Origin of the sequence: Pseudomonas kribbensis (genome assembly GCF_003352185.1) — a bacterium.
In the GTDB taxonomy this organism is placed as follows: Bacteria; Pseudomonadota; Gammaproteobacteria; order Pseudomonadales; family Pseudomonadaceae; genus Aquipseudomonas; species Aquipseudomonas kribbensis.
Window position 1 is genome coordinate 4,369,122 of record NZ_CP029608.1, and the last position, 16,084, is coordinate 4,385,205.

Genomic DNA, 16,084 nt, shown 5'->3' on the forward strand with positions numbered 1-16,084 from the left:
GAACAATAAAAATGATCTTCACCCCGGAACACGAAGCCCTGCGCCGCACCGTTCGCCAGTTCGTCGAGCACGAGATCAACCCCCACGTCGATGAATGGGAAAAGGCCGGGCGCTTTCCGATCCACGAGATTTTCCGCAAGGCCGGCGACCTCGGTTTGCTGGGGATTTCCAAGCCGGAAAAATTCGGCGGCATGGGCCTGGATTACAGCTATTCGATCGTCGCCGCCGAAGAATTCGGCACCATCCACTGCGGCGGCATTCCGATGTCCATCGGCGTGCAGACCGACATGTGTACACCGGCCCTCGCCCGCTTCGGCTCCGATGAGCTACGCGACGAATTCCTGCGCCCGGCGATCACCGGCGAACAGGTCGGTTGCATCGGCGTGTCGGAAGTCGGCGCCGGCTCCGATGTCGCCGGGCTCAAGACCACCGCGCGCAAGGACGGCGACGACTATGTGATCAACGGCAGCAAGATGTGGATCACCAACTCGCCAAGCGCCGACTTCATCTGCCTGCTGGCCAACACCTCGGACGACAAACCGCACGTCAACAAATCGCTGATCATGGTGCCGATGAACACGCCGGGCATCAGCCTCAGTTCACATCTGGACAAGCTCGGCATGCGCAGCTCGGAAACCGCCCAGGTGTTTTTCGATAACGTGCGCGTGCCACAGCGCAATCGCATCGGCCATGAAGGCGCCGGGTTCATGATGCAGATGTTGCAGTTCCAGGAGGAACGCCTGTTCGGTGCGGCCAACATGATCAAGGGTCTGGAATACTGCGTCGACAGCACCATCGAATACTGCAAGGAACGCAAAACCTTCGGCAGCGCGCTGATCGACAATCAGGTGATCCACTTCCGCCTCGCCGAATTGCAGACCGAAATCGAATGCCTGCGAGCGCTGGTCTATCAGGCCACCGAGCAATACGTGAAAGGCCAGGACGTCACCCGGCTGGCCTCGATGGCCAAACTCAAGGCCGGGCGCCTCGGTCGTGAGGTGAGCGACAGTTGCCTGCAATATTGGGGCGGCATGGGGTTCATGTGGGACAACCCGGTGGCCCGCGCTTACCGCGACGTGCGGCTGGTATCGATTGGCGGCGGCGCCGACGAAATCATGCTGGGGATCATCTGCAAACTGATGGGCATCCTGCCGGGGAAAAAGAAATGAGCGCCTTGCCCGCTTGCCAGACGCTGTTGCTGGAGCCGCATAACGGCGTGCTGCACATCACCCTCAATCGCCCGGAAAGCCGCAACGCCATGAGCCTGCAAATGGTCGCCGAACTGCGCGCAGTGCTTGCTGCTGTGCGCGATAACCGCAGCGTGCGCGCCCTGGTGCTCAGCGGCGCCGGCGGGCATTTCTGTGCCGGCGGTGACATCAAGGACATGGCCAACGCTCGCGCCCAGGGCAGAGATGCCTATCGCGAGTTGAACCGTGCTTTCGGGTCGCTGCTGGAGGAGGCGCAGCACGCACCGCAAGTACTGATCACCGTGCTGCAGGGCGCGGTACTCGGTGGCGGTTTCGGGCTGGCGTGCGTGAGTGATATCGCGATGGCCGATCATCAGGCGCAATTCGGTCTGCCGGAAACCAGTCTTGGCCTGTTGCCGGCACAGATCGCGCCGTTTGTGGTGCAGCGTATCGGCCTCACCGAAGCCCGTCGCCTGGCCCTGACCGCTGCACGATTCGATGGTCATCAGGCTCGACGGCTGGGGCTGGTGCACTTTGTCGAACAGGATCCGCAGGCACTCGCCGAGCGTCTGGATGAAGTGCTCGATCACGTCTTGTGTTGCGCCCCCGAAGCGAATGCCGTGACGAAAAAGCTGCTGCTGGCCAGTGCCGGCCAGCCATCGAGCGAACTGCTGGATGAAGCGGCGCAGTGTTTCAGCGAAGCGGTGACCGGTGCCGAGGGCATCGAGGGCACGATGGCGTTTGTGCAAAAGCGCAAACCCGGATGGAGCACCTGACCCTGTGGGAGCGGGCTTGCCCGCGATGAGGCCCTTCAATCCACCGCCAACATTCAGGAAAAACCACCATGCCCGCCATCCATAAAATCCTGATCGCCAACCGCGGTGAAATCGCCTGCCGCATCCAGCGCACCGCCCAGGCCCTCGGTTATCGCACGGTCGCGGTGTTCAGCGACGCCGACGCCGATGCGCTGCATGTCCAAATGGCGGATGAAGCGGTGAACATCGGCCCGGCGCCGGTTCAACAGTCCTACCTGAACTCCCCGGCAATTCTCGACGCCGCCCGGCGCAGCGGTGCCGACGCGATCCATCCCGGTTATGGCTTCCTCTCGGAAAACGCCGAGTTCGCCCGGGCCTGCGAACAGGCCGGCCTGACTTTCATCGGCCCCAGCGTTGAAGCCATCGAACTGATGGGCAGCAAACGCCAGTCGAAAATCGCCATGCTCACCGCCGGCGTCCCATGCATCGCCGGCTATCAAGGCGCCGAGCAGGACGACGCGACCCTGACACGAGAAGCCGAGCGCATCGGCTATCCGCTGATGATCAAGGCCAGCGCCGGCGGTGGCGGACGCGGCATGCGGCTGGTGCACAGCGCCGAAGAGTTGCCGGCGCAATTGCGCACGGCTCGCTCGGAAGCCTTGAATGGATTCGGCAGCGACGAACTGATCCTCGAACAGGCCCTGATCGAACCGCGCCATGTCGAGATTCAGCTGTTCGGCGACCGGCACGGCAATCTGATCTATCTCGGCGAACGGGACTGCTCGATCCAGCGTCGCCACCAGAAAGTCATTGAAGAAGCACCGTGCCCGGTGATGACCGAAGAACTGCGTCAGGCGATGGGCGAAGCAGCGCTCAAGGCCGGACGCGCGGTGAACTACGTGGGCGCCGGCACCGTGGAGTTTCTGCTCGATGCCCGCGGCCAGTTCTACTTTCTGGAGATGAACACCCGGCTGCAGGTCGAACACCCGGTAACCGAATTGATTACCGGCCTGGATCTGGTGGCGTGGCAGCTTTTGGTTGCCGAGGGTCAGCCTCTGCCGTTGAACCAGGCGCAGGTCAAACTCGAAGGCCACGCCATGGAAGTGCGACTCTATGCCGAAGACCCGGCCCAGGGATTCCTGCCGCAGACCGGCCGTGTCGAAGCCTGGGCACCGGCACTGGATCGGGGAGCGCGGGTTGATCATGGGCTGATCGAAGGTCAGTCGATCTCGCCGTTCTACGACCCGATGCTCGGCAAACTGATCGCCCACGGCGCGACCCGCGAAGAGGCCCGGCGCAAGCTGTTGTGCGCAGTTCAGGACAGCGTGCTGCTGGGTGTGCAGAGCAATCAACGGCTGCTGGCCAGTCTGTTGCAGCATCCGCAGTTCATCAGCGGCGAATTCAGTACCGGGTTTATCCCGCATCACTTCGCCGACCATCCATGCCTGCATGCCCATACACCGAGTGCGGAAGAACTCGCGATCGCGGCGTTGCTGTTCTATCAATCTGCCGCGGGTTCGCATCGCGCACCGTTGGCCGGTTGGCGCAACAATGCCGGCGCGCCGCTGCACTATCGCCTGGGTCTTGAAGATCAGGAATGGAGCGTGCAATTACTGGCCGCCCCGGATGGCATCGTTCGGATACAGGTCTCTGAACGAGCCTTCGAACTGAAGCTCACCGAACACGGCCAACACTCGATTTCCCTGGAAATCGAAGGCCTGCGCCAGCGCCACGTCTATCGCCTGCACGACGACCAGCTCTGGCTGTTCACCCGCCCCGGCAGCCTGCGTCTGGTGAATCGAACTCACGCCGTGATCGACAGTCAGACCAGCGTCAGCACCGGCACCTTGAAAGCCCCGATGGATGGCGCAATCATCGACGTGCTTGTCAGCGAAGGCAGCCCGGTCAGTAAAGGCCAGCTGCTGGTGGTGCTGGAAGCAATGAAAATGGAGCACCCGCTCAAGGCAGGCATCGATGGCGTGCTCAAGCGGGTGCAGGTCAAGGTCGGCGATCAGGTGAAAAATCGTCAGGTTCTGTTGCAGGTCGAGTAGTCACCGCGCGCATCCGCAAGGTTTGACTACGCTCTGAATAATCAGGACGCGGAAATCAGGAACCCTGCGATGCCCCATTGGCTGGTCATTGATCTGGAAGCCACCACCGATGAAGGTGGCTGGCCGGTTACGGAAATGGAGATCATCGAAATCGGTGCCACCCTGGTGGATCGAACCGGTCGCGAGCAGGATCACTTTCAACGCTTCGTCAAACCGACGCGTCGGCCACTGCTGACGCCATTCTGTCGTGAGCTGACACACATCACCCAGGCCAACATCGACGCGGCGCAACCGCTGAGCGAGGTCTGGCCGGCGTTCGAGCGCTGGCTCGCTCAGCATCAGACTCGCCTTGAAGGCTGGGCCAGCTGGGGTGATTACGACCGCAAGCAATTGCTTCAGGAATGGCAGCGCCTGCAACTCGACAGCGCGCTGAGCCGTGTGCCGCACATGAACCTCAAACAGCGCTTTGCCAAGGCCCGACGCCTCGAACGGCCCCTGGGACTCAATGGCGCCCTGCAACTGGCGGGCATGCAGTTCACCGGGCAGCAACACCGGGCACTGGAAGATGCGCGCAATACCGCCCGATTATTGCCGCTGGTGCTGCCGCTCTAGCGCAGGTGACGGCGCCTTGAGCCTTGTGCATACTGGCCGACCTTTTTGACCCTTTTTAAGCCCTTTTCGAGAGGAATCGCCCATGTTTAAAGTCAACGAGTACTTCGACGGCACCGTCAAGTCGATCGCTTTTGGCACTGCCGAAGGCCCTGCGACCATCGGCGTCATGGCCCCGGGCGAATATGAATTCGGCACCAGCCAGCGTGAAATCATGCACGTGGTGTCCGGCGCACTGACCGTCAAACTGCCGGACAGCAGCGACTGGGAAACCTTCGCCGCCGGCAGCCAGTTCAACGTGCCGGCCAACAGCAAATTCCAGTTGAAAGTGGCCGTCGACACCGCTTACCTGTGCGAATACCGCGGCTGAAACCAAGCTTTCCTGCGGCAATAAAAAATGCCCGTGTCCTTGGACACGGGCATTTTTCGTTTCAGGGCCGGTTATTCGAGGATTTCTACCGGCATCCCGACTTCGAGGCGGCCATTGCTGTCGTTGACCAGGTTTTGCCCGAACATCGCACCGTCGGCCTGTGCGCGGGTCTTTTGCAGGGTCGCCAGTGGCTCGCGGTCGGCGCTGCGCTCACCGGTTTTCGGGTCGATGGTGGTGAGAATGCAGCGCGAGCACGACTTGACCACGCGGAATTCGACATCGCCAATGCGAATGCGCTTCCAGCCATCCTCGGCATACGCCTCGCTGCCCTCGATCACCAGATTCGGCCGGAACCGCAGCATTTCCAGCGGACGCCCGACTTCCTGCGATAGATGTTGCAGCGACGCCTCGCCAATCAACAGCAGCGGGAAACCGTCGGCAAAGGCCACCTGGTCGTCATCGTTGCCGTACCCGGCCTGGGTCGTGCGGGCGCGGTCCAGTGGTACTTGCACCAGTCGGGTCGGCTTGCCGATGAATTCGCTGACCCAGCGGGCCGCTTCTTCACCGGCATCCGGCACACGCAAGGTGTCGCGCCAGATGGTCACGCCGCGCAGTTCGGCTTCGTTACCGGGCAAGGCGATATCAATTGCCGAATGCCCCGGCGCATCAAGGGTCAGGCCACCGTCGGCATTCCACAGCGCGGACAACTGGCTCATCTTCGCTTCGGCACGCTGAGTCAGGAAGCGCCCGCTGGCCTCGTCCACCAGCATCCAGCGTCGGTCGCCCTCAAGCCCCAGTTTGTCCAGGCCGATCCCTTGCAGGACCTCGGCCTTGCCGGATTTCAGCGGGTAACGATAAAGCGCGCTCAGACGCAGCATGGCCAGCTCCCTGGTGGGTGAAAAACGCCACCCTATACGAGCTTTGTCGCCGAATCAAAGGCTGACGCCGGGTCAGCCTCGACAAGTTGATCAGGCCGGTACTTCGTCGAGCATCAGACGCTGACGAACTACATCGACCAGTTTGTCCGGCTGGAACTTGGAGAGGAAGTTGTCGCAGCCGACCTTCTTCACCATCGAGTCGTTGAAGCTGCCGGACAGCGAGGTGTGCAACACCACATACAGGCCACGCAGACGCGGGTCGTTGCGGATCTCGGTGGTCAGGCGATAGCCGTCCATTTCCGGCATTTCCGCGTCGGTGAAGATCATCAACAGCTTGTCGGTCATGTTGACCCCGGTGTCGGCCCAGGCCTTGAGCATGTTCAGGGCTTTCAGACCGTCGCTGGCGATGTGCATCTTCACGCCCAACTGACCGAGGGTGTCGCGCAATTGCGACAGGGCCACATTGGAATCGTCCACCAACAGCACTTCACGGCCGCGGGCACGCTCCAGGACCGGGTCTTCGAGTTTGTCGCGGGAAACCTTGGCGTTGTACGGGACGATTTCGGCGAGGACTTTCTCGACGTCGATGATTTCCACCAGTTGATCGTCGACCTTGCTGATGGCGGTCAGGTAGTGCTGACGACCGGCGCTGGTCGGCGGCGGCAGGATGGCTTCCCAGTTCATGTTGACGATGCGATCCACACCACCGACGAGGAAGGCCTGCACCGAACGGTTGTATTCCGTAACGATGATCGTGCTGTTGGGGCCCGGCACCAGCGGGCGCATGCCGATCGCCTGGGACAGGTCGATCACCGGCAGAGTCTGGCCGCGCAGGTTGACCACACCGCAGACAAACGGGTGACGTTGCGGCATCAGGGTCAGCTTCGGTAGTTGCAGGACTTCCTGAACCTTGAACACGTTGATCGCGAACAATTGGCGCCCGGCCAGCCTAAACATGAGAATTTCCAGGCGATTCTCACCCACCAGTTGCGTGCGTTGGTCTACCGTATCGAGAATGCCGGCCATCAATGACTCCTGGGCTTGTTCTGGTGAATTCATTAAAGGGGGTTATCGGCGGATTCCGGCCAATCTTGATCCCCATACAAATCACCTACAAAATGCCATGAGTAGGCATTGATGTCACATTAACATCATGCTTTACTGGCCCCGTGATTTCATCTGCTACATTCTCTACGGCGCGACCTCGGTTTGCACCGTAGGTTCCCGTGTCTAAGGGATTCCCCTAGTAACAATCAGGCCCAACCTGATGTTCGCAATATCCAATAGCCATTAATGTGACGCCATTCTCATTGCATGAACGGAGTCAGGCTTTTGTGTGCGATCGCAGGTCAGTGGAAACTCACCCTCTCGAAACCCCTGTCAAAAGCCTCGGCACCGCAGGGCGCGATCTCACGACGGTTCATGATCGTCGACACACACGACATTCGCTCATCAGACATGACGTTGTGGAGATAAGCATGCCGAACGACCGTAAAGAGTGGGCGCAGCGGTTCCCCGATTTTCTTGTCGAGGCTGAAACGCTCCTGGCCAAGTCCGAAGAGTGCCTGAGTCATTTGCAACTGATCAGCAATGACAAGGACGCAATCGATTGCATGCTCAGCACCCTGCTCAAACTGGCGAACAAGGCCGATGCCCTGGCACTGGTGGCAGTCTCCGAGTTCTGCCTGCACCTGCACGGTTTGCTCACTCAGGCGCAAGATCATGTCGACCTGCATGCCCAGGCACTCGACGCCCTGAAAGACTGCTTCACCCTGATGGCCTGGCAACTTGAGCTGGTCGACCAGAGCACCGGCCAGCTGAGCCTGGACGAAAGCGAGCAGACGTCCCTCATCGAAGCGTTCGCCTTCCAGGTTGGGCAGAGCCAGTTTCAACCGCCGCTCAGTGCCAAACCCTTGTCCCTCGTGTCTTACTCGGAGCGACAAGCGTAATCGAGTGCACCCCGGGCCTGTTGGAGCCTGTTAGTTCGAGCCATCGAATGTCGCAATTGAATAACTCATGCCTGCCAGCGACATCTCCAAATAAATAATTACGCTTCAACATGCAGAATGCCTACCGTTGAAGTCAGGGTTTACCTGTGTATAAAAACTGAAGACTTCAGGTGTCATCGATAATTATCGACTCCAATAAATCAACTTTTTCCATTATGGAACTCGCGTCCAACATGGCGTATTTCCTGACTCTTTGGACATATAGGGCGAACGCGACCAACGGTATGTTAAGTGGTATTATGCCGCGCGTTAGTTGCTTTCACTTAATGGCACAGTGATTTCAATGATCGGTCTGCCTCAAAGTTGGCAGTCAATTATCGATCACTGAGCCGTATTGAAACCAACAACCTGAATCACAGATTTTCAGACATAGACCGCCAGCCACTCTGACCGGTCTGCCCGCAGCGAACATCCATTGGCTCCATCCGCTATGTACGCCAGCCTCAAGTCAATCGCCACATGGCCACCCTCCCGAGAAAACGCGCGCAGGTTCACGCTCACGCTTTGCATTGGCGCAGCTTTGGGCAGTCTGCTGACTTATTGCCTTTCCGCACCGTTGTCATTTGGCCTGCTGCTGCTCAACATGGCAGCCGCCGCTTGCGTCTTTACCCAGCATCGCCTGTCACGCAAGTCGATCAAGTTCCAGCCCCAGGAGCTGGCCGATCGATTGCTCGAAGTCCAGGAAAACGAACGCCATCGCCTCAGCCGCGAACTGCACGACGATATCGGCCAGTTGCTGACCGCCGCCAAGTTACAGAGCGAATGGCTCAAACGGCGTCTGCCCGAGGACCTTCAGGAACAATGTTCGGCACTCTGCGACACCCTTGAGGAAACCCTCAATAAAGTCCGCGACGTTTCGGCCATTCTCAACCCACGACAGCTGACCAGCCTCGGGCTGGAAGCCAGTCTGCGTGCGCATTTGCTCAAGACACTGGCCAATACGTCGGTTCACTGGAGCCTGGACTGTCAGCAGCGTTTGAACGGTATCCCCGAAGAAATGGCTGTCGCCGCCTTCCGCATCACTCAGGAAGCCGTGACCAACATCCTGCGACATGCGCAGGCCAAGAACCTGCTGATCCGCGTGCAACGCCTTCCCCAAGGCTTGACCCTGCTGATCAGCGATGACGGTCTGGGGTTTGCCCCGGCCGCCAATCCCGGTCGTGAAGGACAACGAGGCATGGCCGGGATGGCCGAACGGATCGAGCAACTGGGCGGCAGCCTGAGCGTGACGAGCGAACCGGGCAAAGGCACTCAAATCGAAGCACTATTCCCCTGGGCGCCCCGTGCACTCGAGCGGGCCAGTACGAATAAGGTTATGCGTTGACTTGTAACTTACTTCTGGTGGATGACCACTCGCTGATCAGAGCCGGCGTGCGCGCTCTGGTGCTGGATATTCCCGGTTATGCGGTAATCGGTGAGGCCAATGACGGCTCGCAATTGCTCGAGATGGTCGAGCAACTGAACCCCGATATCGTCTTGCTGGATATTTCCATGAGAGAAACCGGCGGCCTGGAGGCGTTGCAGCGGCTCAGACGGGTTCGTCCGCACAGCAAAGTGCTGATTCTGTCGATGCACACCGACCCTGCGCTGATCATGCAGGCACTGGAATCCGGTGCTCATGGCTATCTGCTCAAGGACACCACGGCCACCGAGCTCGAACACGCACTGGAAGCCCTTCGCAACAACGAACGCTACCTGAGCCCGGCCATCGCCCACACGGTGATCAACCAGGCCCTGACACGCAATCAGAAGTTGCAACCGGAAGTCGCCGATTCACACAACCTGACGGCTCGCCAGCTGGAAATCCTGCGCCTGATCGTTCGCGGCAAGTCCACCCGTGAGATCGCCAATGGTTTGGGCCTGAGCATCAAGACTGTGGAAACCCACCGCTCGCAGATCATGAAACGCCTGCAGATCTACGATGTGGCGGGGCTGGTACTGTTTGCCGTGCGTGAACAGATCATCAGTCTGGACGACTGACCCGCCGCGTCCTGCCCAACAGCGGCGAGTTCTCCGGCAAATGCACACGCAATGCCGCCGGACGCGCCGCAAACCGCAGACTGTCGCCTTCCAGCGGCTCACCATCGAGATTGATGCAGAGTCCTTCAGCGACCTTGATTTCGACCCACGGCAAACGCGTGCGGACAAACATGTTATCAAGACCAAATCCGTCGCTGAGCAGGTTTTTCAGCGTACCAACCAACTCCTGTGGTGCCGGCAGAATACTGATATCCAGCAGGCCGTCATCCGCCAGTGCCTCCGGGCACAACACATGTCCTCCGCCCGCCTGGCGGCCATTACCGATACCCAGCGCGAGCAGTTCACCGCTCCAGTGAAAGTCCGGCCCCTGCAATTCGCCATAGGCAGCGTGCAACTCACTGAATCGCGACAGCCCCGTAAACAGATAGGCCGCGCCGCCCAGCACCTTTTTCAGATCCTCCGAAGTATTGGCAGTGACCTGACTGCCAAACCCGCCCGTGGCCATGTTCAGGAATATCTGCCCGCCCACCTCCCCCAGATCGATGTCACAGGCTGGCGCGTCAAGCAAATCGAGTGCCTCATCCGGTTCCAGAGGAACACCGGCCGCGCGGGAAAAATCATTGGCGGTCCCCAACGGCAACAGCACCAGACTCGCCTTGCCCGGGTGAGCCGCCAGGGCCTCGGCGATGTCGCGCAAGGTGCCATCGCCGCCGCCGGCAATGATTGTCCCGTATCCGGTAGCCAGCGCTTCTTCCACCAGGCGCTGCGCATCGCCGGCTTCCCACGTCAGGCGCGCTGCCAGTTCCCAGCCCTGCCCGCGCTTGCGTTCAACAGCGGCGCGAACCGCTTCGTTGAGTGCCTGCTTGCCATGCAGAATCAACAATGCCCTGCGCTCATCCATATTGGCCACTCCCGTTATTAAATCAGTTCGGGACATCTTGACCTCCACGGCACGCAAAAGAGCCACCGCAATCCCAAGTATTTCCTGAGTCCCGTCTAACTCGTCCTACAGGCCGGTATTTTTTCGTACGAAATGTAAGGAATCGGCTCAATTGACCAGTCTCGACCATTGGTACACCGTGTGTCGGCAGCAACAATCTTCAACCCGATAACACAAGGATGTGCAGGTAATGAGTCATTACTTCATCAGGTCTTTCGATCATTCGAATTGCGGTTTCTGCCAGCAGAAACTCATGGCAGCAGGCGGGGGTTTCCATGCACAGCCATGAAGCAAGAGTGGCAGTGAGTCCGGTTGCCCCCCTCTCCAACAGTCGTGCCAGTCAAAAAGCCGAATTCAACAGCTGCACCAAAAACACTGGAGAAACCCTTATGGACCCTCGTGTCACCGAACTGGAAACCCACATCAAATACATCCGCCGTGACATGGACGAAGTGAAAGGAGACGTCAAAGCCATCAAACACCGTCTCGCCTACTCCGCAGGTGCCACAGCGGTGGTCCTTGGATTGTTGGGCTGGGTTGCCAATAGTCGCTTTGACCAGCTCGTGACACTGATCAGCCGATGACTTACAGAAATGCAGGCCCGCGTTGGGCCTGCATTACGATGTTCAGCCGAGAAGGTCACTCAGGGGAATGAAGGGCACCATGTCTCCCTGGGCCAGGGTACGCCCCTCCTGCACCTCTACCAATCCATCAGCCCAGGCGGCGCTACGCAGAACGCCTGAACTCTGGTTTCGGTAGATAGTTGCCTGCCCCTGCTCCAGACGCCCCCGCAGGAATTCACGCCGATTGCCCGCCTGGGGCCAGACGAATCCAGCCGGGACTGGAAACTTGAGAGGCTCTACATCTTGCACACCCTGACGACGCAGCAGATAAGGCTTGGTCAGCAAGGCAAAAGTCACCAGGGTCGACGCGGGGTTGCCAGGCAGACCGATAACCGGAACACCCCGGAAATGACCAACAGTCAAAGGCTTCCCGGGCTTGATCGCCAGCTTCCACAGCGTCAGCTCCCCCTCCTCCCTCAGCGCGACGCCGAGGAAGTCCGCTTCCCCAACCGATACGCCACCGGTCGACAGTATCAAGTCGGCCTCTTCGAGCTCCCCGAGACGTGCACGGGTGGTGGGCAAGTCATCCGGAAGAATCCCGGCATCCAGCACCTCACAGCCCAAACGTTGCAACCAGCTGCACAGCACCACCCGATTACTGTTGTAAATCTGTCCCGGCCCCAGTGCCGTTCCCGGTTCAACCAGCTCATCGCCGGTGGACAGCACTGCCACTCGGGGCTTGCGGATCACATCAAGGTCGGCGCAGCCCAAAGACGCAGCCAACCCCAGCTCGATCGGACCGAGCCGGGTTCCCGCGGACAGGATCAATTCGCCCACCGTGGTTTCCTGCCCCTGCGGGCGGACGTTCTGCCCCGACACCATGGGCTCAGTGAACCGAACTCGCTCGTTGGCCTCGATCACGGCGTTTTCCTGCATCTCGACGCAATCGGCGCCCGGCGGAACGGGTGCCCCCGTGAAGATACGCGCGCAGGTCCCCGGTTCCAGAAGTTCAGGCGCCTGGCCGGCAAAAATCTTCTGACTGACCGGCATCGGCTCACCAGTCCAGTCGGCCAGGTTCAAGGCATACCCGTCCATGGCACTGTTGGGCCATGGCGGCAGATCCAGTGTCGAAACCATATCCCGCGCCAGCACCCGCCCCTCGAGCTGCGCCAATGGCAGATACTCGGACTCGACGATACGCGAGACGTCAGCCATTTCCAGCAGACGCGCCAATGCCACCTCGACCGGCATCAGGCTGCCGGTCTTGCCAGGCTTACCCGCGGGATTCACAAGGAGCCGCCTGTTTCAGGTGAGGGACAAAATTGCACGGGCGATGCCGCGAATCCAGCTGCTCGGCCAGGATGCCATCCCAACCGGTACGAACCGCATTGGTCGAGCCCGGCAGGCAGCAGACCAGCGTACCGTTGGCCAGTCCAGCCAGTGCACGGGATTGCACAGTGGAAGTGCCAATATCGGCCACCGAAATCTGTCGGAACAACTCACCAAAACCATCGACTTGCTTGTCGAGCAGGCACGCAACGGCTTCGGGTGTGCTGTCACGACCGGTAAAGCCTGTGCCTCCGGTGATCAACACCACTTGCACAACGTCTTCGGCAATCCAGTGGGCAACTTGCGCGCGGATTTTGTACAGGTCATCTTTGAGCAATACCCGCTCCGCCAGGTTGTGACCGGCAGCGGTCAAACGGTCGACGAAGACCTGGCCGGAAGTATCGGTTTCCAGAGTGCGGGTGTCGCTGACCGTCAATACCGCGATATTGAGCGGTGCAAAAGGTACATCAGCCTTGGCTTTCATAGGCTCATCCAGTTGTAGGAGAAACAGCCCGGTGTTATATCACAGCGCCCCATTTTTTCGCCGAACCTGCGGAGAGCTGCCATGACCTCGAATACGCAACTGTCCCCCTGCTCCGTGCTGCTGCTGGCCGGCGGGCGTGGTCAACGCATGGGTGGCCAGGACAAAGGACTGATTGAATGGCACGGGGAACCGCTGATCGCTCATTTGCAGCGCAAGGTTCGCCCGTTGACCGACGATCTGATCATTTCCTGCAACCGTAATCGCGAGCGCTATGCGCCCTTCGCCGATCAATTGGTGACGGACGACGAAGAAGACTTTCCCGGACCATTGGCCGGCATCCGTGCCGGTTTGCGAGCCGCTCGCCATTCCCATCTGCTGGTGTTGCCGTGCGACGTACCGCGAATCGATCTTCCCCTGTTACAGAGCATGCGCGAGACCGCCAGCCTGCACCCTGAAAGCCCGTTGATGCTGCGTCACGACGAGCACTGGGAACCACTGCTTTGCGTAATTCCCGTGGCGCTTCTGCCCGCATTCGAAGAGGCCTGGCACGAAGGGGAACGCAGCCCTGGCCGGCTCATGCGCAGCCTTGGCGCCCAGGCCCTGATTTGCCCGGACAACGACCCACGGCTGGCCAATCTCAATACCCCGGAACTGTTAAGCTCTCATAACACTGTGTCAGACTGACCGCATTCAAGGAACTCTCACGCCTTGCATACGTCTACAGCTCAGTAACCAAAAGAATTCCCTTCGGAGACAAACACATGACTCAACGGACTCTCGCCACTTTCATGCTCGCACTGGGCCTGGCCACCCTCGCCGGTTGCGCTTCGCCAACGGTGATCACCTTGAATGACGGTCGCGAAATCCAGGCCGTCGACTCGCCTAAATACGACAAGGATTCGGGCTTCTACGAATTCGAACAACTGGACGGCAAGCAGACTCGCATCAACAAAGATCAGGTTCGCACCGTTAAAGAACTGTAAGCGACGCCAGATACAGAAAAGCCCGCATGATGCGGGCTTTTTCGTGGGCGGTAGAATGTGGATGGCGCGACAGATCACCAGTCCAGCGTGATCCGGCTTTCAAAATCACGCACCTGCCCCCTCACTGGATCGATAAACCGCAAACCCTGCGCCAGCAGCTTGAGCGGTTTGGTGTAATCGTCCTCGACGTCCTTCAACACCTCGGGATAGAACGGATCGTTGCAGATGCTCGCACCCAATGCCGTCATGTGCACCCGCAACTGATGTTTCTTGCCGGTCACCGGATAAAGACCGTAACGCCAGAGGTCGCCGTTCCGTTCCCGTACTTCCACTGCCGTTTCGGTGTTGCTGACACCGGGACCTTCCTGCATGCGAAAAAAAGGCTCGCCATCGACCATACGGCTCTTGTGCACCAACGGAAAATCCAGCCCCGGCAATGCAGCAGCGATCGCTTCGTAACGTTTTTCGATTTGCCGTGTCGGGAACAATGACTGATACGCCGAACGTGTCTGCGGATTGGCCGAAAAAATCACCAACCCGGCGGTGTGCCGGTCGATTCGGTGCAGCGGCACCAGGTGCGGGTTATCCAGACGACGAATCAACCGGCGCAGCAGCGTCTGTTCCACATACTCCCCCGCTGGCGTTACCGGCAGGAAATGGGGTTTGTCTGCGACGACCAGATGTTCGTCCGCGTAGAGAATCGACTCGACCACCGGAATCGGCTTTTCATCCGGCACTTCGCGAAAGTAATGGATGCGCAGGCCTTCCTTGTAGGGCAGGTCCAGCGCAATCGGCTGGCCTTCGCCATCCAGCACACGGCCTCGGGCAATCCGGTCCAGCCACTGATCGCGTCCGATGGCACTGAAGTGATCACACAGACAATCGAACACCGTCCGCCAGTCGCCCGGGGGCAGGTAAAGCGTACTGGCCTGATTCTGTGCGGCAGAAAATGTTGGTGTGCTGGACATACGGAGAACTCGAACCCTCAAAGCAGAGCGGCATTATCCAACACCGGGCGCAGCAGACCTAGCGCAGAATCAGGCGGGGATCGATTTGAGTGCCGCCGCCTCGGTGAACTCCTTCAGCCAGCGCAGTACATCGACAGCCTCCCAGCGACCCGGGTCGTACAAGGCGTATAACAATCCCTGATAACCCACCACATCCAGTTGCTTGTGATAGCCGGCGCGCTGGAACAACGCCTCGATCTCAGCAAAACAGGTATTGAAATGCAGCTTGTTGAAAGGCGTCTTGCCCTCCGTGACCAGACCGTCCAGACGCAATTCGCGGACGGCGTCGTGCACCACATCAACCGACATCCGGTTCACGCTGCTTTTCAACTGTTCGACATTGACCACGGTTCATCCCTCATACGTCCTGACTGCCATACCCGTTGCCCCGGAAGGACACAGCACGGCGAGCCCACTCTATTACTGTATGCGCATACAGTAACCGAATAAACCCGCAAGTGCCAAGGATCGATGAGCGTCGCGATGAATGGCCAGGACGGAACAATGTCGAGGGAAAAGGCTAACGCAGGAATGCCACAACCTGATCGGCGCTGAACGGCCAGCCCAACTCGGCCCCAGTATCAGTCCTGCGCAGCACAGGAATCCGCAGGCTGTAGGCCTCGAACCAGGACTCGTCGTCGGCAATGTCCACCAGTTCCACCAGCAGTCCATGCTCGACGAACGGCATCAGCTCGGCTTCAGCGACTTCACACAGATGGCACCCCAGGGTGCCGAACAACTGGCATTCAGGAAGCATGCGCGTTCAATCCCAAAATTTGATTGGCCATTTTAGGCCTGACCTGTGAACCCGTCGACCCATCAGAGCCCTCGAGCCATCGAGCGGTTCTGTCCTCGCAAAACGCTGACTCAAATCAGCCCGCGCAAAGGCGTTTTACAGCATGCTCCGGTGTTTTTTGCCTCTACGCTTGAAGAGCCTGA

At 59.4% G+C, this 16,084-nt stretch carries 19 protein-coding genes; 11 read left to right on the top strand and 8 right to left on the bottom strand.

Features of this window, described 5'->3' with window-relative positions:
- The first annotated feature begins 11 nt into the window (after window positions 1–11).
- The 5 genes from atuD to ppnP all read left to right on the top strand — a co-directional run bounded on the left by atuD (window position 12) and on the right by ppnP (window position 4,972).
- The gene (atuD, locus tag DLD99_RS19840) at window positions 12–1,169 is read left to right on the top strand and encodes a citronellyl-CoA dehydrogenase (protein WP_114884508.1); all 1,158 of its coding nucleotides are present in this window, start codon (window positions 12–14) and stop codon (window positions 1,167–1,169) included.
- Window positions 1,166–1,963 (top strand): enoyl-CoA hydratase/isomerase family protein, encoded by a 798-nt coding sequence (locus tag DLD99_RS19845; protein ID WP_114884510.1) that lies wholly within the window; start codon window positions 1,166–1,168, stop codon window positions 1,961–1,963. Before atuD ends, DLD99_RS19845 begins: the two co-directional genes overlap by 4 nt.
- A 68-nt stretch (window positions 1,964–2,031) precedes the next feature.
- A complete protein-coding gene (locus DLD99_RS19850) occupies window positions 2,032–3,993 on the top strand; it encodes an acetyl/propionyl/methylcrotonyl-CoA carboxylase subunit alpha (RefSeq protein WP_114884512.1) in 1,962 nt (653 codons plus the stop codon).
- 69 nt (window positions 3,994–4,062) lie between these two features.
- Window positions 4,063–4,605: a 3'-5' exonuclease gene (locus DLD99_RS19855; protein WP_114884514.1), complete on the top strand. Its 543-nt coding sequence runs from the start codon at window positions 4,063–4,065 to the stop codon at window positions 4,603–4,605.
- Window positions 4,606–4,687: 82 nt separating this feature from the next.
- Window positions 4,688–4,972 (top strand): pyrimidine/purine nucleoside phosphorylase, encoded by a 285-nt coding sequence (gene ppnP, locus DLD99_RS19860; protein WP_007940055.1) that lies wholly within the window; start codon window positions 4,688–4,690, stop codon window positions 4,970–4,972.
- Between the two features lie 71 nt (window positions 4,973–5,043).
- Here the strand turns inward: ppnP and DLD99_RS19865 are convergent, their stop codons facing one another.
- The gene (locus DLD99_RS19865) at window positions 5,044–5,850 is read right to left on the bottom strand and encodes an MOSC domain-containing protein (RefSeq protein ID WP_114884516.1); all 807 of its coding nucleotides are present in this window, start codon (window positions 5,848–5,850) and stop codon (window positions 5,044–5,046) included.
- A 90-nt stretch (window positions 5,851–5,940) separates the two neighbouring features.
- Window positions 5,941–6,876, bottom strand: coding sequence for a chemotaxis protein CheV (locus tag DLD99_RS19870; protein WP_085710725.1), 936 nt, complete (start codon window positions 6,874–6,876; stop codon window positions 5,941–5,943).
- Between the two features lie 452 nt (window positions 6,877–7,328).
- Here DLD99_RS19870 and DLD99_RS19875 point away from each other — a divergent pair, with 452 nt between their 5' ends.
- From DLD99_RS19875 to DLD99_RS19885, 3 genes are all read left to right on the top strand, one after another.
- Window positions 7,329–7,799 (top strand): hypothetical protein, encoded by a 471-nt coding sequence (locus DLD99_RS19875; protein ID WP_114884518.1) that lies wholly within the window; start codon window positions 7,329–7,331, stop codon window positions 7,797–7,799.
- Window positions 7,800–8,289: 490 nt separating this feature from the next.
- Window positions 8,290–9,183 (top strand): sensor histidine kinase, encoded by an 894-nt coding sequence (locus tag DLD99_RS19880; protein WP_085710727.1) that lies wholly within the window; start codon window positions 8,290–8,292, stop codon window positions 9,181–9,183.
- On the top strand, window positions 9,180–9,839 hold the full coding sequence (locus DLD99_RS19885; protein WP_085710728.1) for a response regulator: 660 nt from the start codon (window positions 9,180–9,182) through the stop codon (window positions 9,837–9,839). Before DLD99_RS19880 ends, DLD99_RS19885 begins: the two co-directional genes overlap by 4 nt.
- On the opposite strand, the gene yegS is transcribed toward DLD99_RS19885, so the two are convergent.
- Entirely contained in the window at window positions 9,823–10,740 is a 918-nt protein-coding gene (gene yegS / locus DLD99_RS19890; protein ID WP_114884519.1) for a lipid kinase YegS, read from the bottom strand. The genes DLD99_RS19885 and yegS overlap by 17 nt on opposite strands.
- A gap of 314 nt (window positions 10,741–11,054) precedes the next feature.
- On the opposite strand from yegS, the gene DLD99_RS29305 reads away from it, so the two are divergent.
- Window positions 11,055–11,363, top strand: coding sequence for a hypothetical protein (locus DLD99_RS29305; RefSeq protein WP_208647500.1), 309 nt, complete (start codon window positions 11,055–11,057; stop codon window positions 11,361–11,363).
- Window positions 11,364–11,405: 42 nt separating this feature from the next.
- Here DLD99_RS29305 and DLD99_RS19900 read toward each other — a convergent pair whose 3' ends face one another.
- Window positions 11,406–12,632, bottom strand: coding sequence for a molybdopterin molybdotransferase MoeA (locus DLD99_RS19900; protein ID WP_114884523.1), 1,227 nt, complete (start codon window positions 12,630–12,632; stop codon window positions 11,406–11,408).
- Entirely contained in the window at window positions 12,616–13,155 is a 540-nt protein-coding gene (moaB, locus tag DLD99_RS19905; protein WP_085710731.1) for a molybdenum cofactor biosynthesis protein B, read from the bottom strand. The genes DLD99_RS19900 and moaB overlap by 17 nt, the downstream gene beginning before the upstream one ends.
- 81 nt (window positions 13,156–13,236) lie before the next feature.
- On the opposite strand from moaB, the gene mobA reads away from it, so the two are divergent.
- Both mobA and DLD99_RS19915 read left to right on the top strand, forming a co-directional pair.
- Window positions 13,237–13,839 (top strand): molybdenum cofactor guanylyltransferase MobA, encoded by a 603-nt coding sequence (mobA, locus tag DLD99_RS19910; RefSeq protein WP_114884525.1) that lies wholly within the window; start codon window positions 13,237–13,239, stop codon window positions 13,837–13,839.
- Between the two features lie 77 nt (window positions 13,840–13,916).
- A complete protein-coding gene (locus tag DLD99_RS19915) occupies window positions 13,917–14,138 on the top strand; it encodes a YgdI/YgdR family lipoprotein (protein WP_085710733.1) in 222 nt (73 codons plus the stop codon).
- Window positions 14,139–14,212: 74 nt separating this feature from the next.
- Here the strand turns inward: DLD99_RS19915 and DLD99_RS19920 are convergent, their stop codons facing one another.
- The 3 genes from DLD99_RS19920 to DLD99_RS19930 all read right to left on the bottom strand — a co-directional run bounded on the left by DLD99_RS19920 (window position 14,213) and on the right by DLD99_RS19930 (window position 15,902).
- Window positions 14,213–15,106: a pseudouridine synthase gene (locus DLD99_RS19920; RefSeq protein WP_114884527.1), complete on the bottom strand. Its 894-nt coding sequence runs from the start codon at window positions 15,104–15,106 to the stop codon at window positions 14,213–14,215.
- A 69-nt stretch (window positions 15,107–15,175) separates the two neighbouring features.
- Window positions 15,176–15,493, bottom strand: a complete 318-nt coding sequence (locus tag DLD99_RS19925) for a transcriptional regulator (RefSeq protein WP_085710735.1) — start codon at window positions 15,491–15,493, stop codon at window positions 15,176–15,178.
- Window positions 15,494–15,665: 172 nt separating this feature from the next.
- On the bottom strand, window positions 15,666–15,902 hold the full coding sequence (locus tag DLD99_RS19930) for a glutaredoxin family protein (RefSeq protein WP_114884529.1): 237 nt from the start codon (window positions 15,900–15,902) through the stop codon (window positions 15,666–15,668).
- Window positions 15,903–16,084 lie beyond the last annotated feature (182 nt).